This window comes from Sporosarcina sp. GTC18466, assembly GCF_055389225.1.
On sequence record NZ_AP044037.1, the window covers coordinates 3,196,176 to 3,217,186 of the forward strand.

Annotated in this window: 28 protein-coding genes, 1 tRNA gene and 1 pseudogene; 22 read left to right on the forward strand and 8 right to left on the reverse strand. The window is 48.0% G+C overall.

Going from position 1 to position 21,011, the window contains the following annotated elements:
- Positions 1-53 precede the first annotated feature (53 nt).
- From cyoE to ACZ5FK_RS16165, 14 genes and pseudogenes are all read left to right on the forward strand, one after another.
- Entirely contained in the window at positions 54-992 is a 939-nt protein-coding gene (gene cyoE, locus ACZ5FK_RS16100; protein WP_464805848.1) for a heme o synthase, read from the forward strand.
- Positions 993-1,013: 21 nt separating this feature from the next.
- On the forward strand, positions 1,014-1,157 hold the full coding sequence (locus ACZ5FK_RS16105) for a hypothetical protein (protein WP_464805849.1): 144 nt from the start codon (positions 1,014-1,016) through the stop codon (positions 1,155-1,157).
- 169 nt (positions 1,158-1,326) lie between these two features.
- Positions 1,327-2,130 carry a basic amino acid ABC transporter substrate-binding protein gene (locus ACZ5FK_RS16110; protein WP_464805850.1) on the forward strand — a complete coding sequence of 268 codons (804 nt, stop codon included), beginning with the start codon at positions 1,327-1,329 and terminating at the stop codon, positions 2,128-2,130.
- Between the two features lie 52 nt (positions 2,131-2,182).
- Positions 2,183-2,911 carry an amino acid ABC transporter permease gene (locus ACZ5FK_RS16115; RefSeq protein WP_464805851.1) on the forward strand — a complete coding sequence of 243 codons (729 nt, stop codon included), beginning with the start codon at positions 2,183-2,185 and terminating at the stop codon, positions 2,909-2,911.
- A complete protein-coding gene (locus ACZ5FK_RS16120; RefSeq protein ID WP_464805852.1) occupies positions 2,908-3,633 on the forward strand; it encodes an amino acid ABC transporter ATP-binding protein in 726 nt (241 codons plus the stop codon). The genes ACZ5FK_RS16115 and ACZ5FK_RS16120 overlap by 4 nt, the downstream gene beginning before the upstream one ends.
- A 95-nt stretch (positions 3,634-3,728) precedes the next feature.
- Positions 3,729-4,376, forward strand: coding sequence for an SIMPL domain-containing protein (locus ACZ5FK_RS16125; protein WP_464805853.1), 648 nt, complete (start codon positions 3,729-3,731; stop codon positions 4,374-4,376).
- 131 nt (positions 4,377-4,507) lie between these two features.
- The gene (locus tag ACZ5FK_RS16130) at positions 4,508-4,969 is read left to right on the forward strand and encodes a GNAT family N-acetyltransferase (RefSeq protein ID WP_464805854.1); all 462 of its coding nucleotides are present in this window, start codon (positions 4,508-4,510) and stop codon (positions 4,967-4,969) included.
- Positions 4,966-5,721 (forward strand): alpha/beta fold hydrolase, encoded by a 756-nt coding sequence (locus ACZ5FK_RS16135; protein WP_464805855.1) that lies wholly within the window; start codon positions 4,966-4,968, stop codon positions 5,719-5,721. The genes ACZ5FK_RS16130 and ACZ5FK_RS16135 overlap by 4 nt, the downstream gene beginning before the upstream one ends.
- A gap of 13 nt (positions 5,722-5,734) precedes the next feature.
- Positions 5,735-6,130: a hypothetical protein gene (locus ACZ5FK_RS16140; RefSeq protein ID WP_464805856.1), complete on the forward strand. Its 396-nt coding sequence runs from the start codon at positions 5,735-5,737 to the stop codon at positions 6,128-6,130.
- A gap of 15 nt (positions 6,131-6,145) precedes the next feature.
- The gene (locus tag ACZ5FK_RS16145) at positions 6,146-6,637 is read left to right on the forward strand and encodes a tetratricopeptide repeat protein (RefSeq protein WP_464805857.1); all 492 of its coding nucleotides are present in this window, start codon (positions 6,146-6,148) and stop codon (positions 6,635-6,637) included.
- Between the two features lie 17 nt (positions 6,638-6,654).
- On the forward strand, positions 6,655-6,966 hold the full coding sequence (locus tag ACZ5FK_RS16150) for a DUF2087 domain-containing protein (RefSeq protein ID WP_464805858.1): 312 nt from the start codon (positions 6,655-6,657) through the stop codon (positions 6,964-6,966).
- Positions 6,950-7,828 carry a hypothetical protein gene (locus ACZ5FK_RS16155; protein WP_464805859.1) on the forward strand — a complete coding sequence of 293 codons (879 nt, stop codon included), beginning with the start codon at positions 6,950-6,952 and terminating at the stop codon, positions 7,826-7,828. Before ACZ5FK_RS16150 ends, ACZ5FK_RS16155 begins: the two co-directional genes overlap by 17 nt.
- Positions 7,812-8,708, forward strand: a complete 897-nt coding sequence (locus ACZ5FK_RS16160) for a GNAT family N-acetyltransferase (RefSeq protein WP_464805860.1) — start codon at positions 7,812-7,814, stop codon at positions 8,706-8,708. Before ACZ5FK_RS16155 ends, ACZ5FK_RS16160 begins: the two co-directional genes overlap by 17 nt.
- Before the next feature lie 47 nt (positions 8,709-8,755).
- Positions 8,756-9,267: pseudogene (locus ACZ5FK_RS16165) on the forward strand (nucleotidyltransferase family protein).
- 11 nt (positions 9,268-9,278) lie between these two features.
- Here the strand turns inward: ACZ5FK_RS16165 and ACZ5FK_RS16170 are convergent.
- The 3 genes from ACZ5FK_RS16170 to ACZ5FK_RS16180 form a co-directional block, all read right to left on the reverse strand.
- Positions 9,279-9,500, reverse strand: coding sequence for a hypothetical protein (locus ACZ5FK_RS16170; protein ID WP_464805861.1), 222 nt, complete (start codon positions 9,498-9,500; stop codon positions 9,279-9,281).
- A gap of 21 nt (positions 9,501-9,521) precedes the next feature.
- Positions 9,522-10,316 carry a hypothetical protein gene (locus ACZ5FK_RS16175; protein WP_464805862.1) on the reverse strand — a complete coding sequence of 265 codons (795 nt, stop codon included), beginning with the start codon at positions 10,314-10,316 and terminating at the stop codon, positions 9,522-9,524.
- A 112-nt stretch (positions 10,317-10,428) separates the two neighbouring features.
- Positions 10,429-10,590, reverse strand: a complete 162-nt coding sequence (locus ACZ5FK_RS16180; RefSeq protein ID WP_464805863.1) for a YfhD family protein — start codon at positions 10,588-10,590, stop codon at positions 10,429-10,431.
- A 133-nt stretch (positions 10,591-10,723) separates the two neighbouring features.
- Between ACZ5FK_RS16180 and ACZ5FK_RS16185 the strand changes: the two genes are divergently transcribed.
- Both ACZ5FK_RS16185 and ACZ5FK_RS16190 read left to right on the forward strand, forming a co-directional pair.
- Complete coding sequence (locus tag ACZ5FK_RS16185; protein WP_464805864.1) at positions 10,724-10,960, forward strand: PepSY domain-containing protein; 237 nt, start codon at positions 10,724-10,726, stop codon at positions 10,958-10,960.
- A 217-nt stretch (positions 10,961-11,177) separates the two neighbouring features.
- Positions 11,178-11,972 (forward strand): VLRF1 family aeRF1-type release factor, encoded by a 795-nt coding sequence (locus tag ACZ5FK_RS16190; protein WP_464805865.1) that lies wholly within the window; start codon positions 11,178-11,180, stop codon positions 11,970-11,972.
- A 59-nt stretch (positions 11,973-12,031) separates the two neighbouring features.
- Here ACZ5FK_RS16190 and ACZ5FK_RS16195 read toward each other — a convergent pair whose 3' ends face one another.
- Positions 12,032-12,310: a DUF4190 domain-containing protein gene (locus ACZ5FK_RS16195; RefSeq protein ID WP_464805866.1), complete on the reverse strand. Its 279-nt coding sequence runs from the start codon at positions 12,308-12,310 to the stop codon at positions 12,032-12,034.
- Between the two features lie 165 nt (positions 12,311-12,475).
- Here ACZ5FK_RS16195 and ACZ5FK_RS16200 point away from each other — a divergent pair, with 165 nt between their 5' ends.
- Entirely contained in the window at positions 12,476-14,266 is a 1,791-nt protein-coding gene (locus tag ACZ5FK_RS16200; protein ID WP_464805867.1) for a S9 family peptidase, read from the forward strand.
- 38 nt (positions 14,267-14,304) lie between these two features.
- Here the strand turns inward: ACZ5FK_RS16200 and ACZ5FK_RS16205 are convergent, their stop codons facing one another.
- Together ACZ5FK_RS16205 and ACZ5FK_RS16210 are read right to left on the reverse strand one after the other, a co-directional pair.
- The gene (locus ACZ5FK_RS16205) at positions 14,305-14,871 is read right to left on the reverse strand and encodes an SLOG family protein (protein WP_464805868.1); all 567 of its coding nucleotides are present in this window, start codon (positions 14,869-14,871) and stop codon (positions 14,305-14,307) included.
- Between the two features lie 16 nt (positions 14,872-14,887).
- A complete protein-coding gene (locus ACZ5FK_RS16210) occupies positions 14,888-16,129 on the reverse strand; it encodes a diaminopropionate ammonia-lyase (RefSeq protein ID WP_464805869.1) in 1,242 nt (413 codons plus the stop codon).
- Between the two features lie 25 nt (positions 16,130-16,154).
- Here ACZ5FK_RS16210 and ACZ5FK_RS16215 point away from each other — a divergent pair, with 25 nt between their 5' ends.
- The 4 genes from ACZ5FK_RS16215 to ACZ5FK_RS16230 all read left to right on the forward strand — a co-directional run bounded on the left by ACZ5FK_RS16215 (position 16,155) and on the right by ACZ5FK_RS16230 (position 18,650).
- Positions 16,155-16,481, forward strand: coding sequence for a hypothetical protein (locus ACZ5FK_RS16215; protein ID WP_464805870.1), 327 nt, complete (start codon positions 16,155-16,157; stop codon positions 16,479-16,481).
- 100 nt (positions 16,482-16,581) lie between these two features.
- Entirely contained in the window at positions 16,582-16,713 is a 132-nt protein-coding gene (locus ACZ5FK_RS16220; protein ID WP_464805871.1) for a hypothetical protein, read from the forward strand.
- 404 nt (positions 16,714-17,117) lie between these two features.
- Entirely contained in the window at positions 17,118-18,170 is a 1,053-nt protein-coding gene (gene cax, locus ACZ5FK_RS16225) for a calcium/proton exchanger (RefSeq protein WP_464805872.1), read from the forward strand.
- 66 nt (positions 18,171-18,236) lie between these two features.
- A complete protein-coding gene (locus ACZ5FK_RS16230; protein ID WP_464805873.1) occupies positions 18,237-18,650 on the forward strand; it encodes a pyridoxamine 5'-phosphate oxidase family protein in 414 nt (137 codons plus the stop codon).
- A gap of 42 nt (positions 18,651-18,692) precedes the next feature.
- Here ACZ5FK_RS16230 and ACZ5FK_RS16235 read toward each other — a convergent pair whose 3' ends face one another.
- Positions 18,693-19,196 carry a TspO/MBR family protein gene (locus ACZ5FK_RS16235; protein ID WP_464805874.1) on the reverse strand — a complete coding sequence of 168 codons (504 nt, stop codon included), beginning with the start codon at positions 19,194-19,196 and terminating at the stop codon, positions 18,693-18,695.
- 163 nt (positions 19,197-19,359) lie between these two features.
- Between ACZ5FK_RS16235 and ACZ5FK_RS16240 the strand changes: the two genes are divergently transcribed.
- Positions 19,360-20,679, forward strand: a complete 1,320-nt coding sequence (locus tag ACZ5FK_RS16240; RefSeq protein ID WP_464805875.1) for a sodium-dependent transporter — start codon at positions 19,360-19,362, stop codon at positions 20,677-20,679.
- A gap of 256 nt (positions 20,680-20,935) precedes the next feature.
- On the opposite strand, the gene ACZ5FK_RS16245 is transcribed toward ACZ5FK_RS16240, so the two are convergent.
- Positions 20,936-21,008: transfer RNA gene (locus ACZ5FK_RS16245), tRNA-Val, on the reverse strand.
- Between the last annotated feature and the right edge of the window lie 3 nt (positions 21,009-21,011).

The window sequence follows — 21,011 nt, forward strand, 5'->3', positions numbered from 1 at the left end:
GATATGATTACTTATAAGAATATCTGAACATATAACCTATGGAGTGGATATGCATGACGCAAAAAATGGAAATATCATATAGGGAACAAGATCAGCAGGCTGCCCGTGAAGAGGAACGGTCCGGCACGCTGATTGCCGATTTAAAGCTTCTGTTTAAAGGACCCGTTTTGATCGCCAATGTACTTCCCGTGTTCGTCGGGTTCTGGCTGGCCTTATATTTCACCGGCCAATCCCTCTTCTCGAACGGGATGCTGTTCTGGCTGACGATTGCCGGCAGCACGCTTCTGATGGGTGGCGCCCTTGTCATTAATAACTGGTACGACGTGGATATCGATACCGTGATGAAGCGCACCCAAAAAAGACCGACTGTAACAGGAAGTATTCCGCTTCGCACTGTGCTTGCCATCGGGCTGATCATGTCGGCCGCAGGTCAGATCATGTTGTTTTTCACTACGTTCGAAGCTGCCATCTGGGGATTCATCGGGTGGTTCACATACGTCGTCCTGTACACGATGTGGTCGAAGCGCCGATATACATTGAACACGGTAATCGGCAGCGTTTCCGGTGCGGTGACGCCGATGATCGGATGGGCAGCGCTCGCGCCGGCCTATCATATGGTGCCGATCATGCTGTTTTTGATCCTGTTCATTTGGCAGATGCCGCATACGTTCGCGATCGCCATGCGGAAGTATGAGGAGTACAGTGCAGCCAATGTCGCCATGTTGCCGGTCGTACGCGGTTTTGACGTGACGAAGCGGCAGTCGTTCGTCTATATCGCCTGCCTGCTGCCGCTTCCTTTCTTCTTAGGATCGCTCGGCATGCTGTTCGTCGTCTTAGCGACTGTCTTAAATATCGGCTTCCTCGTCGTCGCAATTCGCGGCTTCTTTGCGAAAGACGATTATAAATGGGCCACTGTCATGTTCTTGTACTCTGTGAACTATATCGCGATTCTGTTCCTGCTAATGGTCGCTGTCACGCTGCCTGGAATGTGATGATACGGAGGTGCAAGAACGATGATCGGGCGGAAAGAGAGAAGGAAGGCAAGCAACGAGCCGTATTCAGGGCGAGATTTGATGCTTGATGTCCTGCTTGCGATTCCGGAGATTTTATTCATTCCGTTTCGTCTTCTTTTCCGCTTCTTCGCACAGTTCTTCTAAATAACCCAAACCACCACTTGTATGCCGATGGGCTTAGAAGTGGTGGTTTTTTATATACCCTTAGTAAGTGGTAGATTATTAAAACTGTTGTGAAAGTAAACGATTTCATATATAATCAATGAAAGTTCTGACAGTCAGTCAACTTTCAAGAATGATAGGGGGAGAACAAATGGAGAAATGGGCAAGGAAGTTTTGGCTTGGAGTTGTTGTTCTTTGCATCGGGGCAATTCTGGCAGGCTGCGGCACATCAAGCAAAAATGCATCTGATGGGGGATCGGATTCAGCTGAAGCAGGTGGAAAGAAGAAGCTTGTTATCGGTACTGATGCGACATATGCACCAATGGAATACATGGATGAGAAAGGTAACATCGTCGGAATCGATATTGATATCGTAAATGCGATTGCTGAAGCAGCAGGATTTGAAGTAGAGTATAAGAATTATGGATGGGATCCTTTATTCCCGGCAGTTTCCAATGGAGAAGTCGATTTCGCGGTTTCTTCTGTAACAATTACTGAGGAACGAAAGAAATCACATGATTTCACGGATCCCTATTTTGTCGCAAACCAGCTGATTCTTGTGCCGACTGATTCAGATGTTGAAAGCTTTCAGGATCTGAAGGATAAGCGGGTTGCTGTTCAGCTCGGGACAACGGGCCACTTTGCAGTAGAAGAACTGCTTGGAAAAACAAGCTCGAAAATATTGGCTGCGGAGACAATGCCTCTCGCGATCAGCGAAATGATCAACGGTAATGCGGATGCGGCTGTTGGTGACAACGCAGTCATCATTAATTACCAGGCAAATAATCCGAATGTCAAATTGAAGACAGTGGAAGATGACAGCTTTGAGAAAGAATATTATGGGCTGATGGTGAAGAAAGGGAATAAAGAAGTGCTTGATATGCTCAATGAGGGCATTCGTAAAATCAAAGAAAGCGGAAAGCTGAAGGAAATTACAGACCAGGATGTGGAGTGATCGCTCAACGTCTTTTCATAGCAATTGATTCCGTGTCTTGGAGGTGGCGTCAATGGATATATTAGGATTCAATTTTGAACCTGTTTGGAATTATCGTGAGATGTTCATAAGGGGAATCGGGATAACACTCGCACTGACAGTCGTCGGTTATGTTTGCGGCGTGCTGCTTGGTCTATTCGTGGGATTAGGCAAACTGTCAAAACGGAAATGGATTTACTATCCGGCCAAATACTATGTCGATTTCTTTCGGGGAACCCCGCTGCTCGTACAGATATTACTGATCCACACGGCCCTCATCCCAACGATATTTGGGCACTCACTCGGCTACTTTGTTTCAGGTGCGCTTGCTCTCACATTGAATAGTGCTGCTTATAATGCGGAAATTATCCGTGCAGGCATTAATTCCATAGACAAAGGCCAGATGGAGGCAGCCCGTTCGCTCGGCATGCCGCAAAAGACAGCCATGCGGCTTGTTATTCTTCCGCAAGCGTTCAGAAGGATGATTCCGCCTTTTGGAAATGAATTGATTGCACTCATGAAAGATTCTTCGTTAGTGACGATCATTGCTGCCGGGGACCTTCTATATGCGGGGAAAATCGTAGCGGCCGCTACACTCAGACCGTGGGAGCCCTACTTGACTGTGGCTGTACTATACTTGCTGCTGACGTTCATCTTCGGCAAATTGATCAATTATGTCGAGAATCGATTCAGCAACAGCTATGTTCCATCCCCGCGTAAATCACGCATCAGAGGCGCGCAGGCAGGAGGAGGCAGCATATGATCACAATCAAAGGTTTGCAGAAATCATTTGGCAATTTGCATGTATTGAAAGGGATTGACTATGAGATCAGAGAAAAGGAGGTCATCTGTATCATTGGCCCCAGCGGTTCGGGGAAAAGCACTTTTCTCAGGTGCATTAATCTTCTGGAAGATGTCACTGCAGGCGACATCACGATCGACGGCGTAAAAGTGAATGATCCAAAGACGGATATCAATGAAATCCGGAAAGAGGTCGGCATGGTTTTTCAGCAGTTCAACCTGTTTCCGCATATGCGGGTGATCGATAACATTTCGATTGCTCCTATGCGGATACGGAAGATGGGGCAGGAGGAAGTCAAGCAGCTTGCCCGTGAGCTTTTGAAGAAAGTGGGACTCGCCGACAAGGAAAACGCTTATCCCGAACAGCTGTCTGGCGGGCAGATGCAGCGGGTAGCAATAGCGAGGGCGCTTGCGATGAAGCCGAAAGTGATGCTGTTTGATGAACCGACTTCCGCGCTTGATCCTGAAATGGTGAAAGAAGTGTTAGACGTCATGAAGCAGCTGGCGCTAGAAGGGATGACGATGGTCGTCGTCACTCATGAAATGGGTTTTGCAAAAGAGATGGGGGATCGGGTCGCGTTCATGGACAACGGGCTTCTTGTTGAAGAGGGACCGCCGGACAAATTGTTCAATGCGCCGGAACATGAACGGACGAAAGCATTTTTCAGCAAAGTGCTCGTATAGGGCCAGGGGGTGGATGCCCTCTGGTCTTTTGCATATGCATGGGACAGGGCGTGTGCATAGGATAGAGGATGAACGGAAGAGGAAGGTGGAAGTTCATGTACTATCCATATATTATGCAGCATACGCGGCCGGCAGCCCGTGTCATGACAGTCTCCGGAACAGGCCGTATCGCGGCCGATCCCGATTATATGACGATTCGCTTTGAAGTGGTCACGGAAGGTGTGAATCCGTCGGATGCTGTGAATGAGAACGCGGAACTCATGGCACGCGTGCTAAGTTCCTTGCGGCAGCTCGGCATACGGGATCAGGATATCCAGACTGCCTTCTATATCATCACGCCTCGCTATGATTACGAAGACGGCAGGCAGATATTCAGAGGGTATGTCGTCACTAATTCGGTGTCGGTCAAAGTAAGGGATCTGTCGATGGCCGGAAGGATTATCGATACGGCTGTGCAAAGTGGTGTCAATCAAATCGGAGAGCTGGAGTTTGGAGTAGAGAACAGGGACCAATTGTATGAACAGGCGCTGCAGAAGGCGTTGAAACAAGCCAAATCGAAAGCAAAGGCACTTGGCGATACGATGCAGCTTCAAGTTGACATGAAGCCTGTCAAAATTATTGAAGAGCCCGCGAATACCATTGGGAGACCTCAGCCTTATATGGCTGCCAGCGCAAAAGAGACGCCGATTGAAAAGGGACAGCTAATCATTGAAGCTACGGTCCGGGCTCAATTTCAATATTGATGGAAAGACCAAGTATTGATCAGACGATGAATACTTGGTCTTTTTTGTTGCTGGCCAGTTTGCCTGATTTGCAGGAATTGCATGACCGCTTGTCGAATATAGACGGTAAACAGGAACAGGAGGATGGGATGATGGCGTATTCAGTGGAAAAGATTGAGCACTTATCGATGGATGATGTATCACATCTGGTCAGAGAGAGCGAAACGGAAGGCTACCGGTTCCTGGCAAGGCTTGTCAGTGAATATGAGGATGGGACAAATACGTTTAATGAGGAAGGAGAGGCGCTGCTAGGGGTACGAAATGATGAAGGAGTGTTGGTTGGGATCGGCGGAGTCAACCGTTCGCCATTCGAGGATGGCGGAAAAAGCGGAAGACTTCAGCGATTTTATGTGCAGGACGATGTAAGGCGCCAGGGTGTCGGTTCCATGCTGCTGCAGGCAATCATCGACCATGCGAAGCACTACTTCTCCGAAATCACAGTTAGGACAGAGTCATCGAAAGCGGACGCATTCTACCGGGCGAACGGATTTGTGTTCGATGATTCAGAGGCGGAAACAACCCATCTGTTGCAGTTCGGCGTATCCGCTTCATGACGATTGTAGAGACCGGCACTCAGGACGGCCCGCTCCTTCTGTTTCTGCATGGCGGAGGGGCAGGCCCATGGATGTGGGAAGGACAGATGGAAGCCTTTCATGATTTCCACTGTGTCTTCCCCGCCCTTCAAGGACATGGCGATCGCAGCGCTGACGCCTCTTTTTCAATCAGGGCCAACTCAATCGACCTGCTCGATTGGATTACGTCCAACCGGAAGGGCCGGAATGTCCATTTGATCGGCTTCTCCATCGGCGCTCAAATCTGTCTTGATATGCTTAGCCTTGAACCGGCCGCCTTCCGGACAGCTATGATTAACAGCGCGGCCGTCATGCCGATGAGATGGGCAAGACCTATGATTCCACCCTCTATACATATGACGTTTCCACTTATTAAAAGCCGGGCATTTGCCAAAGCACAGGCCAGGCAGCAATATATGGACGGCGGACTGTTTGAAGCATATTATCGTGACAGCATGAGGATGAAAAAACAGACATTGATTGAACTGTTACAGGAGAATATGTCTTTTTCATTGCCTGGAAATATGAACGGCTGCCAGGCTGATATTTTAGTGACAGTCGGAGAAAAAGAGAAGGGCATCATGCAGAAATCAGCAAAAATGATTGCAGGCAGCAATCCCCGCTCCGAACTGTTAACAGTACCGGATATGGGACATGGGTTTCCGGTTGCTGACCCTCACCTGTTCAACAGGATCGCCAGCGGGTGGATCACTTCGCAGAAAGTACATAAATAGGAGAGAGTTTAAAATGAAGAAAGTAATTGCTGGATTATTCATCTTCCTATTAGTCTTAGGCGGTTGTTCGAAAGACTACTGGGTGTGGGATGCAAAAGACTTGGAAAAAGAGCCTGCAGTTCGGGCGCACGTCAATAAATTGCAGGAAGCGAAGTATGATCAGAAGAACTATAAACTTATCAGCACTTCCCTTGACAAGAGTACTGTAGTTGTCTCAACGGGAGACCCGGATGTGGGCCTTGAATTAGTGGACGTGGCGTTTAATGAGGATGAAACGCTTGTTACAGTGAAAGAGGTAGAAGCGGACGGGACAGTGGCCAATCCCTACATCCTAATACATTTGGAGAAGAGGAGCGGGCGGCTGAAAGTGGTCAACGAAGAGGGAGAGGAATACGAATTGGTCCTCTGAATAAAAGGAGGGGAAATGATGAGTATTTTACAGCACGCATTATCATTGCGGGAACAGGGACGCCTGGTTGAATCAAATCAGGCATTTCTGCAGGCTGTCGAAAAGGAGCCTGAGCACGCGGCCTTGAATTTTCAGGCTGCCTGGAGCTTCGATCGTCTGGGAAAGGAAAAGGAAGCAGTGCCGTTTTATATAAAAGCATTGCGCCTCGGGCTGAATACGGAAGATGAGCAGGCGGCCTACATCGGCCTGGGGAGTACATACCGAACACTCGGCGAGTATGAAAATTCGAAAGTCACACTGGAAGAAGGAATGGAAAACTATCCTGACAATCAGGCGATGGCAATCTTTTACTCGATGACTTTGTATAATCTGGGCAGCCATCAGAAAGCGATGGAGCTGTTGTTAACGTGCATTGCAAAAACATCGGAAGACTCGAACATCGGCAAGTACAGGAACGCAATAACATTCTATGCAGATAAACTTGAGCAGATATGGGATGGCTTATGACGGAAGGCAGGATATGAATGCAAAAATTCATCATCACAACAGAAGAAAAAGAAAAGATTTTACAGAACTATTTCCGGCATGGGCTGGATGGGCCGCTTGAGACATTCCCTGGCAAAGAGAAGAGGAAATATATCATAGCCGGCCAGGTTGCCATGAATTTTGTGGAGGGGAAACGATACAGCGAAAAAGAAGTGAACGACATCTTAAGAAGGATTCATACCGACTTTGCAACGCTGCGCAGGTTTCTAATCGATTATCGGTTCCTGGATCGGAGCGATGACGGTATGAACTATTGGAAGGGAAGTGAGAGAGATGAAAATCACACATAACCCTCATGAGAATGAGTACCAATCATTCATTTCACATATATACCAAAGTGAGCCGGACTTGCTAGCGGATTTGGAACAGAGCTTATCCAGCCGCAGGAATGAAGGCATCTATCTGGTCATGGACACTGAAGGAACCCCGATCACCCTGGCTTCCATGCATTCATCCGCCTATCATCCGTTTTGTATTTACACAAGACTGGCATATGAGCCTGGTATTTCGTCAGGCCGGCTCACTGACATCGTCAATTATTTGAAAGATGCAGCTCCGAGGCCTCTTTTCTTCTTACTGGACAAAAGGTCATCTCGTTTGCAGTCAACTTTAGTGGCTGCCGGCTTCGAAATGATCCGGAAAACAGATATTATCCGCATCAAGCCACGCAGCGGACAGATAGATCTGCATGAAGGCTTCATGGATGTGAGGGAGCTGAATGAGGCAGGCAGGGCAAGCCTGGTGTCTTTATGTGCACGGTTATACAGGGAAACGCACACCGCAAATCCGCCAGCAGATCTAACGTTTGACCTATGGGAAGAACTTGTGTTTGATGAGATGCTGGAGGCGTATAGTTATGCAGCCCTCAGGCATGGAAGGGTGATCGGCTATAGCCTTATATATGAGGACGGCAGCAACTGGGAGCTCGGTTGGAATGGCGTTGAATCAATGGATGATCTGCCGCTGCTGGATGCCATGCTGGGCCTTCAGCTGCAGAAAGCGGCAAAGCAGGGCGTAGGATACATAGAAAAGGAAGTCGATACGACAGATCCGTATGCTCTTCATATAGCGCTTACAGCCGAATTTGAAGTGGCGGAGACATGGGTTTCATATCTAGAAAAGCAGGAGGAGCAACATGCAAATTACCATTGAACATCCGCTTGATATAAAGGAGCTCGCTTCATTTCTAGCAGAAATGAATGTATTGCCCCAAAATCATGTCGGGTATTGCGGTGAGCAAGCAGAAGAGACTGCGGATGCATTGATGAATGATTTTTCGGATGCCGGATGGAGACCTTCATTTCTTTGCGCGTATGCAAACGGCAAGGTGATAGGGGCTGTCGGATTTGATATCGACTTGGAAAAGGGGGAAGCTGAAGTATGGGGTCCTTATGTTAGGAAGAGCGACAAGGATTTGGCTTGGCAGTTACTGCATGACTTGTCCGGTCAATTTGCAGGCCGGCTGAACGAGTTACACTTTTTCTTCCATGAAGACAACCAGCTGCTCGACGAGTTGACTAGCAGAAGCGGCGGGACGGCAGGCAGCCGGCACTGCATTCTGATTGCAAATAAGGCTGATAGCATGATTGGTGCGAGTCATGACATCAGTCCGTATGTTCCTTCTGATCTCGACGGTTTCAAAAAACTTCATGATGAGCTGTTCCCAGGCACTTATTACGGAGCAGAGACAATTTTGGAACGTCTCAGCCCGGATCGCCAGCTGCTTGTTGCAAGATCGGAAAGCGGGCGGCTGATGGGCTATGTATACGTGGAAGCACTACCGAAACACGGGGAAGGGTCCATTGAATATGTCGCAGTCGCACCGGATTATCGCAAACAGGGAATTGGCACCAAACTCGTTCAAGCAGGCGTGAAAATACTTTTTGACCATATGGATATCAGCGAGATCAGCCTATGCGTAGAAAAATCGAATGGTGCGGCAATCAGCCTATATAAAGCAGCAGGATTCTGCTCGAAAAATGATTTGATCCACCGGACGGTCCGCTTGGATGGAATCGGTAAAAACGGATGAAGACGAAAGAAGAAATAAAAAGCGCCATTCTGCAAGACGAATGGATGATGGGGATCTTGAGGACCGTCCAGACTTTGAATTTGCCCGACTGGTGGGTTTGCGCAGGATTTGTCCGTTCTAAAGTATGGGATACCCTGCATGGGTTCACGAAAAGGACGCCGCTCGCAGATATTGATGTCATTATTTTGATAAAGCTACGGTGGATGAGCGTGTTGAAAAAGAGTGGGAGCGCCATCTTGGCAAGCTTCTGCCCGGCTTGCCCTGGTCGGTCAAAAACCAGGCAAGGATGCATTTGCGCAATAAGGTGCCTCCCTATTCTTCCTCGGCAGACGGGATTTCCAAATTTCCTGAAACGGCAACTGCTCTAGGTGTGAAGCTGGATACGGACGGGGAGCTGCTCCTGTGTGCTCCGCATGGCATTACAGATGTACTAGACTGCCTGGTGACCGCTACGCCTTATTTCTATCAGTCAAATGAAATGATGAGCATCTTTCAAGCTAGAGTTGAACAAAAGAGATGGACTGACACATGGCATGAGGTCAAAGTAGAACTTCCGTAAACTGGAATTATTTATAGTTTCTTGAATAAATTGAACACTGCAGAAAATAGCCATTGAAGCAATCTGAATAGAATAACGAATGGCAACGTGATCAGCTCAACTGCGTCTGATAAAAAGATGAGGAGATGGTCGCGGAACCTCATTGTTTCGGGCTGCTGCCGGGCAGCCCGTTCTCGATTTTTCGTCCGTTTCCGGGCGGGGTCAAATGGTATGATTTTCTTTTCTTTATCCAAAACAACCACTCCTTCACGTCGTTACTTGCCAGGATCCCGGTAGCGGAAGAAGTACTCATATGTGCTGATCCTGTACTCCGTCTGGAACGAATACTGGTTCCACACGCTTGAATCTTCTCTGGTTTCTTCTGTCTCGATCATTTTCACTTCTCCAGGCTCCAGAGTCATGACCTTGGAGTCGATGACCTTGGCTTCGAGCCCATTGCTGTCCAAAATCCTGATTTTCACTTGCACTTCCTTTGGTGTATCCATTTTATTTCTGATGAAAAACTGATTGCTGTAATCGCTGTTTCGGCATGTTGCTGTCCGGCGAAGGCATTCGCGCTCCGATCTGACGAGCACGATGGCGAATTCCTCAGCATCCGCCTGCTCTGTCTGTGTGATTGCCTGATTGATGTTATAAGCAAAGCCGATCTTTTTTCCCGACGGAACACCAATAAAGAACATCGTGAAAAAAAAGAGCGCAAATCCGAGGGCAATCCAATTCACCGCTTTTGGATCATGGAAGGACTTCGGCATATTTTTCCCCGCCGTCTTCGTGACGATCAGATTTATGAGAAGGATGATACCGCAAATGAGTCCGATGATCCCTAGTATTATGTATGTCTCTGGACCGTTCTGAAAGAAGGCGAAACTGAATGCTTTTCTTAAATAGAGCTGAACGCCGATGCCGACGGCCGTCAGCAGTACGAGAAGAAGAAAAGGCAGCTTCCATCGGGGTTTCTCAATTTTACCGTTCCTGGCATCAATGACGGAAACTAAGTATAAAATCCAAGGAAGCGCATAAACCACAATGGCTATCATGACAAATAGCATATCGGACACCTCATTTCTTTTTTGTATCGATATACCATGTACGGAATAAAAAAAGAAAGGTTTCACAAAATAAAAGAAGCCGCTGAATAAACATCAGCGGCAGTCAGAGGCATTACCTCTTTTTAAATTTCTTTTCTTTCGTCTGATGCAGTTCAGCGAGCTCGCTTGCTATTTCCTCACGCATCTTCTTCGGATTGATCTTCTGGTTCTTCGGCGTCTGCGGCAAAGAACCCGCATTATTGCCAGTCTTGTTGTTATGGTTGTCTCGTCCCATGGCTCTCTTCCTTTCCCGCTTGTATTTTTGCACTCTTACTATGGCGCGGAATCGTTTTTTTATGCGGATGGGGAACAATCCATGGCCGGGCGAATATACTGGTAAAGATGCGGAATGCAGTGGAGGTGAATGGTTGACGAACGCTGCGTGGGAAAACCATTGGCAACATCCGAAATACCGACGCCTGACAATGTCACAGGCGACATCCATCGCACTCATGCAAGTGCCTGGAGAAGTGATCAAAGCCGAACTCGAATACGATGATGGAATTTTGCTTTATGAAATTGAGATCCGGACGGCACAAGGTGCAAAATATGAAGTGAAAGTGGATGCGGTCTCTGGAGAGGTGCTCAGGGTAAAACCGGATTAAACGGCAAGAAGATGGGAAATACAGCTCCCATCTTTTTTGCTTTGTCGCATCTTCTCGAAAAGTTGAAATCTATCAACTATTATGGTTATAATGATTGCGAGATGTCGAACAAAGAATGGAGGGATCGATACCCGAGACATCCATGTATGGTTCAGTTACTTTATTCACGCGAACGGGTAATAGAATAGTAAGCAAACACGAGGAGGTTGAAGAATATATGACACTTAGCAAAGAACTTCAAACCCTGAAAGACTTTCATTGTGATGATCGTTGTGTGTTGACTGTCTATTTGAACACAAATCCTGCTGATCGGGATCAGCAGAATGGCGCATGGAAACTTCAATTGAAAAATGGATTGAAACGGATCGAAGAATACTTGAAAGCTTCGAATGATGAAAAGGAATTAAAAGCCTATCTGAAAGTGAAGGATAAGGTAGTTGCGGAAATCGAGGACAACAAAAACGACTTATTGAAGGGAGTCGTTATTTTTGCGTCCGCAAATCCGGAATTGTGGTCGGTCCATTATGTACAAGTCCAAGTGAAAACGAACTTCTATTGGGAAAAGGAACCGATGACAGAGCAGTTCGAGTATATGATGAAAGCGTACCCGCAAGCCGGCGTTGTCCTTCCTAGCTTCGGTGAAGTGCGTATTTTGGAGACTTCCATGGGGTTTATACAGGATGAGAAGACGTATTCCTTCGATTCGGGTCTTGATGTGTGGCGGGAGCAAAAGGGCCTGAACTCTAATAACAACCGGGGAACAGGAGGCAGCCATGTCGATGATCTCGATCAGCGGCTGAAGGAGAATCTTGATCGCTTCTACAAGGACATGGGTTCCATCGTCGAAGATATGCGCAGTAAAAACGGATGGAAAGAGCTCTACGTTGTCGGCGAGGCGGAGCTTGCTAATTCGTTCGCCCGTTCGCTTCGCAATAAACCGAATAACTGCATTTATAAAAACCTGATCAATGTGGAGCCGAATAAGGTGCTGCACCAGGTCTTTGAAAAGTGAAACAGCAAGAGGGACGCTTCCTGAGCGTCCCTCTTTTACATTGCACGGAAAGAGTCCTATCAATAACTGTCCATACTGCCGATGATGATGATGAATATCCAAAACAGTATTTTCAGAAGCAGGGTAATCCCTCCGAGAATGATGCCGGCAATCGCCATCCCTCTGCCGGAAGGCCGTTTCAACCCGATGATGCCGAATACAATGGCAAGAATCCCTAATGCATATGGTATAAGAAGCATGAGGTTCATGACAACACCGACAATACCGAGGACAAGTGAAGCAATCGCCATTCCGTTGCTGGGTGTCTGTTGATAGGCAGGCTGAATATCATTTTGCAAATTGTTCACCCCCTGGCAGTCCACTCTTCACATTCATATTATCATATGGCTGAAAATGTGTACTTGCAATCCATTAATCTATCTACGTAATCGATTGTTGAAAGTTTCGCAATGTCAGTGATTTTAGTATAATTGACCGTGGTACTAGTAAAAGGGGGATACATGATGATAAAATTTCCAAAACCGGCCGTTGAACAGTTTTTCAGGTCGTATACGATCACTAACTTTGCGGTGAGCAAGGATGAGAAGCGTCTTGTATTTGCCAGCAATCTGAATGGCAAGGTGAATTTATGGGCAATGGATCTGCCGGGAGGTTTCCCGTATCTGTTCTCCCAAAAAGATGAATCGGTTGGTGATATTCGGTTTGATCCTGAAAACCGGTATGTGCTCGCAGGTTTTGACCATGATGGGGATGAGAACTATCAGCTCTATGCCATTCCTCCAGAGGGCGGTCTGCCGCAGCCGTTCATTACGGGAGATGCATCTGAAAAGTATTACCTGAGTGAGATCAGCAAAGATGGTGAACGTGTCTATTACGTCACATCGGAAGGCAATCCGAATTTCATGAACAACCGGGTCCGTAATATCAAGACCGGAGAGGACCAGCTGCTGCTGGCTGGTGAAACGCTGCCAACATCTCTTGTTGCAGTTTCTGAAGACGAAGAGAAGTTCGTGTATACACGTTCCAGCGCGAATACGTATGTGACGGCGTTTGTCATAGCGAATGGGGAAAAGGCGTATTTGACGCCGGACCCGGCCAAGGTGCATGTCGCGTATGTGCCGGTCTTCATCGATAACGACACAATACTTTTTGTTACGGACTATGAGGAAGATCTCAATTATGTGGCGAAGTACACGATCTCCACTAAATCATTTGAGAAAGTGTTTGGACTTGTAAACGAAAGTGTCGGAGCTATTAAATATGTCAAAGACCAAAATCGCCTTTATGTTGTTTCTACGCGAGGCGTCCAGGATTACTTGCACGTATACGATCTGGCAAGCGGTTCGTTAAGCAAATGCGAAACGCCTGTCGATACGATCGATAACTTGCGCATAGCGAAATCTGGAACACTTTATATTCTCGGCAGAAGTGCGACCATCCCGCATAATCTTTTCCGTTCGGATGATGCAAAAACGTGGACACAGCTCACTGATAACCGTGTTCTTGGCGTGACCAGGGACGACATGGTGGAACCTGACGTCGTCTCCTACAAATCATTCGACGGACTGGAGATTGAAGCGCTCCATTTCAAAGCGAAGCCAGAGAGCGATACCGGATTCACGATCTTCTGGCCGCACGGCGGTCCGCAATCTGCGGAGAGCAAGATGTTCCGGGCGATGTTCCAAAGCTTCTTGAACCGCGGATACTCCATTTTTGCGCCGAACTTCAGAGGGAGCACCGGGTATGGATCCGCTTTTACAAAGATGGTTGAACAGGATTGGGGAGAAGGGCCGCGGCTCGACTGCCTGGCAGGCATCGACTGGCTGACGAAGCAGGGTTACACCGATCCCGAGCATCTATTCCTCGTGGGTGGAAGCTACGGTGGTTACATGGCGCTCTTGCTGCATGGAAGGCACGCAGACCGGTTCAAGGCAGTTGTCGATATCTTCGGGGTTTCGAACCTTTTCACGTTCGTCAATTCGGTTCCTCCACACTGGAAGCCGATCATGGAACGCTGGGTAGGGGATCCTGAGCGGGATAAGGAAAGATTTATTAAAGATTCGCCAATCACATACTTGGACGGCATGGTGAAACCGATGCTCGTCATCCAAGGCGTCAAAGACCCGCGTGTCGTAAAGGAGGAGTCGGACCAGATCGTCAAAGAGTTGAAGGACAAGGGCCGGGATGTAGAATACCTTGTTCTTGAGGATGAAGGGCACGGCTTCTCAAAGAAAGAGAATGAAATCGCCGTCTACAGCCGGATGCTCGACTTTTTAGAGAAGCATCAGAAGTGAAGATGGGAAAGGACTGGACAGGGAACTGTCCGGTCCTTTCATTCCCATTCTTGGCGCTGGAGATCTTCAGCGACGAGCTGCAAGTCATCTGCGCTGATCAGCAGGAATACGTAGCCGGTCTTCTCGGAGAATTCCATAGCCATCTTTTTCATATACTTCGGAGATCCCTCGTTCTCTTCATCATATACCATCAACAGGCCATCCGAATTGCGCAGGAGGAATTTATCGCGTTCAATGAATTGCCAAGGTGCTTCATAAGGCCGTTTTGTAAGACTGACGGTATAATCCGCATGCGCCAATAGATGCTGGTATGCTTCCTGCTTCGTTTCATTCCAATTCTTGTCCTGTTCCTCAAACGGTGTGATGATTGCCAGATGCAAATTAGGATATTCAAGCTGGAGATCAATGACGACTTCCGCTGCCCATGTCTCGACACCTGGCTGACCGCTAACAATCACCCACTCAAGCCCACCCTCAACCAGAGGCAGCAATCTTGCTTTTACGGCATGTTTTATAATGGTGATGCCTGGATGCTTGTCGCCAAATATTCCTAGTTCATGTGCTTTATAGCCAGTAATGACAAGCCGTTTCAGCTCGTTTGCCAAACAATCACCCCTGTCTTCATGTAATGATCTCTGAGTAATCCGGCAAGTTCGAGTGATAGCCTCTCCAAACAACATCCAAGTAATGCGCAGGATCGGTATCTCCTTCAGTATTGATGCATAGGATTCGTGAGTCTTCCTCAATGGATAGTGCCTGGCAGATTTCTTGCGCTTCCGGTGTAGTTCGTAAATAAGCGAGCAGACCGATCGGAATGGCTCCGGATTCTCCAGAGACGATCCGCTCATCGCCTGGAAGCGGATTGCCGAGCATCCGCATGCCAAGTGCTGCGAGTGGATCCGGTACAGAGAAAGAAGCGAAGGCGAGCTGTTTTAGGAGCTGGTAGGCAACAGGGTTCGGTTCACCGCAAGACAATCCTGCCATGATCGTTGTCAGATCGCCTGTCACATGTTCGATATGCCCATCATGCGTTGTGAACGACCGGAAGTAACAATCTGCAGCTGCCGGTTCGACTAGTATGATTTTTGGCGGATTCTCCGGGAAACGGGACAACAATGTCACGGCAATGGCGGCTGCGAAGGAACCAACCCCCGCCTGCAAGATGACATGAGTCGGCGGATTGCCGCGTATTCCGGGCTGCTGCTGTAGAATCTCTTCAATGATAGCTGCATATCCTTGCATGATCCAGAGAGGGATTTTCTCGTAGCCTTCGAAAGCCGTGTCCTGAACGAGCGTCCATCCATTTTCCACTGCCAGCACAGCGCACATCCGGACGGTATCATCATAATTCAAATCGGTGATATAAGCCTCTGCCCCTTCATCTTCTATTGCCTGCCGCCTGCTCTCCGAAGACCCTTTCGGCAGATAAATGACGGCATGCTGCCCCAGCTCCCGGGCAGCCCATGCGACGCCTCTTCCGTGATTGCCGTCAGTCGCGGAAATGAATGCTGCGTCTCCGAGAACATTCCTTGTCTCCTCGGAAAGGAGATCCTGGATTGTAACCGTGTCCGCATCCAATCCTCGGAGATCGGCAATGACCCGTCCGATTGCATGGAGGGCACCAAGGGCTTTGAATGCATTCAGGCCGAAGCGCTTGGATTCGTCTTTAACGGTTATGCTGCCGACGCCTAAATGAGATGATAGCGCATCGAGAGACACGAGAGGTGTTGATTGGTATGCGGGATGGGATTGCTGGAACTTCAAAATAGGCCGGATCGCTTCATCGCGAAAGAGGGCAAGCTCCTTGTTGCTTGAGAGGTCTGCCACGAAACGGTTCAATGTCCAGCGTAGTTGTAAGGCCATTGTCATTCCTCCTTTGACTGATTCTATGTCTATTATACTGAAAGACTGGGAAAATGCAGACGAAACGGCCGCATGGCGGTACACTGATATCGAATATGCTGTTAATAGGGAGGCGGAAGCAATCGAAAATCCGAATCAGATGTCACTGCGGGACTGGATATTCACCATCATTCTATTATTTCTACCCGTTGTGAATCTCGTTATGCTCATCATCTGGGCAAGTACAAAAGAAGATCCGCGGAATAATTTTGCGAAAGCGTACTTGATTGTGACAGGGATATTTATCGGTGCGATGCTGATTTTATATCTCGTATTCTTCCTTCTGATGTTCGCTCTATTTTCTGTGCAGTGAAAGCATTCCGGTTTTCCCGGAATGTTTTTTCATTTTAATTGAACGTTTCGGCTGCTGCAGGGTCTAATGGATGTTAGGACAGTGAAGAGAGGTGAATTGCATGGGGGAAATCGAGTTGGCAAAAAGGGCGGTCTTGCGGGATGATGAGGCATTTCTAGCCGTGATGGAGCAGCATAAGGAAGCTTTGTACCGCACCACCCAGGCGGCTGTTTATATAAGTTTCCGGAAATAATGAACGAAAAAAGCATCCCCGTAAATCGGAGATGCCTTTGAAATATCAGTATGTACAAAGCCGCCTTTGCCGTATCGGATCATAGAAAGTTTTAAACCACCACTCCTCAAAGTGGGTGTTCGCAAAAACGTTCCTGTCTGTCCTCGTTGATCGAAAGATGAACGAGGCATGCCATTCCGGTTTTTATATAAAACTCCCGTTTACAGCTTAAAGGTTAAAACTTAATGTGTATACGAACAATGCAGCTTATGTTTATATAATACACGCACATCTCCCGAATAGCAATGGAAATGTTTGCGGAGGAGATAAAAACGATAGATCCTGTTACGAGGAGGATCCCGCTGTTTTACATGTGGCATGGATGGGGAACATACAAGCAAACGATATAATTTGGGGTGATGTGCTTGAATCGTATTTTTGCCATATTGGCTTTTGTTGGAATCCCATTAGTTGCGATTGGGGCATTTTTGCATTGGAACGATATTCTGATGTTTGTGCTGAGCTGCATCAGCATCGTTGCGTTGTCTTCGTATATTGGAAGAGCGACAGAAAGCTTGGCGATTGTCAGCGGGCCGCGTGTCGGAGGGCTGCTCAATGCGACGTTCGGGAACGCAGTAGAGCTGATCATCTCGTTCTTCACCTTGCAGGCCGGCCTCGTCGGCATTGTGCTTGCATCCCTGACAGGTTCAGTGCTTGGAAACCTGCTGCTTGTACTGGGGTTATCGTTTTTTGCAGGCGGCATCAAGTTCAAGAGGCAAAGCTTCAGCCTGCATGATGCCCGTTATAACTCCGGCCTTCTCATTTTTGCGGTCATTGTCGCATTTGTCATACCGGAAGTTTTTTCAATCAAAATGGACGAAAAAGAAACGATGTCCCTCAGCATCGGGATCTCCGTCATCTTGATCGCCCTGTATTTGGCCGGCCTGTTCTTCAAGCTTGTCACACACCGTGGAATCTTTTCAGCAACGGACGAAGCTGTGGAAGAGACGGAGGAACCAGAATGGACGAAAGGCAAATCCATCCTGATCCTGCTTCTTTCCACTGTGGCGGTCGCTTTTGTATCCGAACAGCTTGTGCATACGTTTGAAACGCTCGGCGAGCAATTCGGCTGGTCGGAACTGTTTATCGGTGTCATCATTGTAGCGATTGTAGGGAATGCTGCAGAACATTTCTCGGCGATCACGATGGCGATGAAAAACCGTATGGCGATATCGGTTGAAATTGCGGTAGGCTCTACGCTGCAAGTGGCGATGTTCGTAGCGCCGGTGCTCGTCCTCGTTTCCTTGCTGATGCCAACTTCGATGCCGCTTGTCTTCACGCTGCCGGAACTGGTTGCAATGATCACAGCCGCTTTGCTCGTCATTAATCTGACAAATGATGGGGAATCGAACTGGTTCGAGGGGTTGACGCTTTTTGCTGCCTATATCATCATCGGAATCGGCTTCTTCCTATTGTGAAAAGGTTTAAACATGGAGCGGAATAGGAAGAGTAGAGGGAGACTATTTCTAGAGGAGTGAGAAGAGATGGATGCAAAAGAGACAGCGCGAAAGATCTTGGATGAGAGTTATGTGGGAACGATGGCGACAGTTGAAGGCGGGAAACCGTACAGCCGATATATGACGTTCTTCAATGACGGATTGACGCTTTACACGGCGACTTCTAAACAGACGGATAAAGTGGATGAACTTGAAAAGAATCCGTATACCCATATCCTGATCGGTTATGAAGGCGATGGGTTTGGAGATGACTATCTTGAGATTTTGGCAAAAGCGACAGTCTCTGACGATGAGTCCATGAAGAAAAAAGCGTGGAACGATCATCTGAAACCATGGTTTGACGGACCTGAGGACCCGAACCTGGTCATTTTAAAGGTGGAACCTGAATCTATGCGGGTGATGAATAAAAAAGGTCAACCACCGCAGGATATTGAGCTATAAGCATAAGAAGAAGCAGGCGTTCTAAATGGACGCCTGCTTTTTTCATGAACGGTCATTAAGTTTCCAGGTTTCGTAATTCAACGCGAGAGCAAAGGCGACCCAGCCGATGTACGGTACCATCAAAGCGCCAGCAGTCCTGTCCACTTCGCTGAATTCATAGGCGGTAAGGGCGATTGCGCCGAGCAATACAGTCATCTCAACAAGTGCAGTTCCGCGGAGTCCCCATTTGAAATACAGGAAGGACCAGAGGAAATTCAGGCCAAGCTGGATATCATACATTGCCTGTCCATCCGTCCCTTTCCGGCTGTTTTCCTCTTTTTTCGAAATCCGGTACTTGGCAAGGCCCATCACGCCATATAATGTCGTCCAGACAATAGGGAAGACGGAAGGGGACGGCGAGAAGGAAGGCTTCTTCAGTTTTTTATACTTCTCCTGCGCATTACGGTTTGCCAGCCAGCCGACGATTGAACCGCCTACGATGGGAATGAGCACACTTTTCGCAAGCTTTTTTCCGTCCATCTTACCATCCACTTTCACTAACTCCATGTGAACACCTCCATATAGTCCTTTCATTCCCCTAGCTAGCAAAACAAAACGGCATTCATTTACTGAGTAATCAAAACTAATTAGAATGCATGAAAATACGTTATACTGTACGAGTTATACTTACATAAAAACAAGCAGGCATTTTGAAAGGTTGTGTATGTAAATGAAACAGAGGGAGCAATGGTCTTCCAAGATAGGCTTTATCCTCGCTGCAGCCGGAAGTGCGATCGGCCTTGGAGCAATCTGGAAATTCCCTTATATGACAGGAGCGAATGGCGGTAGTGTTTTCTTGCTTCTGTTCATAGCATGTACCTTGTTGATCGGGCTGCCGATACTTCTGGCGGAATTTGTGATCGGCAGAAGAGGGCAGCACGATGCCGTCACTTCATTGAAGCGGCTGGCACCTGGCCGGAAGTGGTACTTAATCGGCTGGCTCGGGCTAGCCTCCTCGTTTATCCTCCTATCCTTTTACAGTGTGGTGGGCGGATGGATCTTATCCTATTTGTTCAGATCAGTCTTCCTTAAGCTCTCATCAGGGGATTTCAGCGGCCTGTTTTCAGAAATCATCTCGAATCCGTTCGAAGTATTGATCAGCCAGGCGGCATTTTTGCTGCTCACCGTCTGGATTGTGCAAGGAGGCGTCAAGCATGGGATAGAACGGGCGAGCAGATGGATGATGCCGCTGCTGTTCATATTCTTCATCGCGCTCGCCATCCGCTCTCTCACTCTGGAAGGGGCGATGGAGGGCGTACGGTTCCTGTTCGTGCCGGACTGGTCGAAGCTGACGGGCCAGACCATCCTGCTCGCGCTTGGACAAGCTTTTTTCTCGCTCAGTGTAGGGGTCACCGCCATGATGACATATGCCAGCTACTTGCCGAAAGAGGAAAGGCTCGGTTCTTCAGCGGTGAATGTATCGCTGCTCAATATACTCATCTCCATTTTGGCTGGCCTTGTCATATTTCCGGCGGTATTCGCACTTGGCCAATCTCCAAGTGAAGGCCCAGGTCTCATCTTTATCGTTCTGCCTGCCATCTTCAATGAAATTCCGTTCGGCGGGATCTTCATGATCGTCTTCTTCGTTTTAATGTTATTTGCGACACTGACATCTGCTATGGCGATGCTTGAAATCGTCGTGTCGACAGGGATCGGCCAGAAATATGGGGCAAGAAAGAGGTTTACATGGGCGGCAGGAGCACTGATATTTGTCGTCGGTATTCCAAGTGCGCTCTCTTTCGGTGTCCTGTCAGGCATTCATTTGCCGGGAGGAACGTTTTTTGATTTTGCTGATCTGCTGACGAGCCGGTTTGGCCTGCCGCTTGGCGCCCTGTTCATCTCGCTGTTCGCGGGTTTCGCTATGAGCACGAGAGAGACAGCAGAAGAGCTGTCAGTGAACCCTGGTCTTCATGCGACGTGGAAATTCATTGTCCGGTTTGTAGCACCGCTTGCAATCTTAATCATATTTATTGCATCCTTTTTACAATAATGCGCCAAATGAGCAGAAAGTATCCTGATGAAACAGGGGGAATTACTATGACCCTTCTGTGAAGGTAAACTACTATTAAAAGAGGTGAAACAATTCGAGAGGGGGAATGAATACTAAAAGAGAACGGCCGGACATTTTTTGTCCGGCCGTTCTCTTCAAAATCAACAAAAAAACAGCCCCTAGGCATCCGGCCTAATAGGACTGTCTCGGAGAAGTATCGTTGTTCCGACAATACTTCCAAGGGTTTGGCACCCAATGATTCCGACTGGGCTCGAACCAGCGACCTCTACCCTGTCAAGGTAGCGCTCTCCCAGCTGAGCTACGGAATCGTT

Bases quoted from the DNA above. Each gene is read 5' to 3' on its own strand.
- cyoE (WP_464805848.1), top strand. From the start codon at position 54: ATGACGCAAAAAATGGAAATATCATATAGGGAACAAGATCAGCAGGCT.
- ACZ5FK_RS16105 (WP_464805849.1), top strand. From the start codon at position 1,014: ATGATCGGGCGGAAAGAGAGAAGGAAGGCAAGCAACGAGCCGTATTCA.
- ACZ5FK_RS16110 (WP_464805850.1), top strand. From the start codon at position 1,327: ATGGAGAAATGGGCAAGGAAGTTTTGGCTTGGAGTTGTTGTTCTTTGC.
- ACZ5FK_RS16115 (WP_464805851.1), top strand. From the start codon at position 2,183: ATGGATATATTAGGATTCAATTTTGAACCTGTTTGGAATTATCGTGAG.
- ACZ5FK_RS16120 (WP_464805852.1), top strand. From the start codon at position 2,908: ATGATCACAATCAAAGGTTTGCAGAAATCATTTGGCAATTTGCATGTA.
- ACZ5FK_RS16125 (WP_464805853.1), top strand. From the start codon at position 3,729: ATGTACTATCCATATATTATGCAGCATACGCGGCCGGCAGCCCGTGTC.
- ACZ5FK_RS16130 (WP_464805854.1), top strand. From the start codon at position 4,508: ATGGCGTATTCAGTGGAAAAGATTGAGCACTTATCGATGGATGATGTA.
- ACZ5FK_RS16135 (WP_464805855.1), top strand. From the start codon at position 4,966: ATGACGATTGTAGAGACCGGCACTCAGGACGGCCCGCTCCTTCTGTTT.
- ACZ5FK_RS16140 (WP_464805856.1), top strand. From the start codon at position 5,735: ATGAAGAAAGTAATTGCTGGATTATTCATCTTCCTATTAGTCTTAGGC.
- ACZ5FK_RS16145 (WP_464805857.1), top strand. From the start codon at position 6,146: ATGATGAGTATTTTACAGCACGCATTATCATTGCGGGAACAGGGACGC.
- ACZ5FK_RS16150 (WP_464805858.1), top strand. From the start codon at position 6,655: ATGCAAAAATTCATCATCACAACAGAAGAAAAAGAAAAGATTTTACAG.
- ACZ5FK_RS16155 (WP_464805859.1), top strand. From the start codon at position 6,950: ATGAAAATCACACATAACCCTCATGAGAATGAGTACCAATCATTCATT.
- ACZ5FK_RS16160 (WP_464805860.1), top strand. From the start codon at position 7,812: ATGCAAATTACCATTGAACATCCGCTTGATATAAAGGAGCTCGCTTCA.
- ACZ5FK_RS16175 (WP_464805862.1), bottom strand. From the start codon at position 10,316: ATGCTATTTGTCATGATAGCCATTGTGGTTTATGCGCTTCCTTGGATT.
- ACZ5FK_RS16180 (WP_464805863.1), bottom strand. From the start codon at position 10,590: ATGGGACGAGACAACCATAACAACAAGACTGGCAATAATGCGGGTTCT.
- ACZ5FK_RS16190 (WP_464805865.1), top strand. From the start codon at position 11,178: ATGACACTTAGCAAAGAACTTCAAACCCTGAAAGACTTTCATTGTGAT.
- ACZ5FK_RS16200 (WP_464805867.1), top strand. From the start codon at position 12,476: ATGATAAAATTTCCAAAACCGGCCGTTGAACAGTTTTTCAGGTCGTAT.
- ACZ5FK_RS16210 (WP_464805869.1), bottom strand. From the start codon at position 16,129: ATGGCCTTACAACTACGCTGGACATTGAACCGTTTCGTGGCAGACCTC.
- ACZ5FK_RS16215 (WP_464805870.1), top strand. From the start codon at position 16,155: ATGTCTATTATACTGAAAGACTGGGAAAATGCAGACGAAACGGCCGCA.
- ACZ5FK_RS16220 (WP_464805871.1), top strand. From the start codon at position 16,582: ATGGGGGAAATCGAGTTGGCAAAAAGGGCGGTCTTGCGGGATGATGAG.
- ACZ5FK_RS16230 (WP_464805873.1), top strand. From the start codon at position 18,237: ATGGATGCAAAAGAGACAGCGCGAAAGATCTTGGATGAGAGTTATGTG.
- ACZ5FK_RS16235 (WP_464805874.1), bottom strand. From the start codon at position 19,196: ATGGAGTTAGTGAAAGTGGATGGTAAGATGGACGGAAAAAAGCTTGCG.
- ACZ5FK_RS16240 (WP_464805875.1), top strand. From the start codon at position 19,360: ATGAAACAGAGGGAGCAATGGTCTTCCAAGATAGGCTTTATCCTCGCT.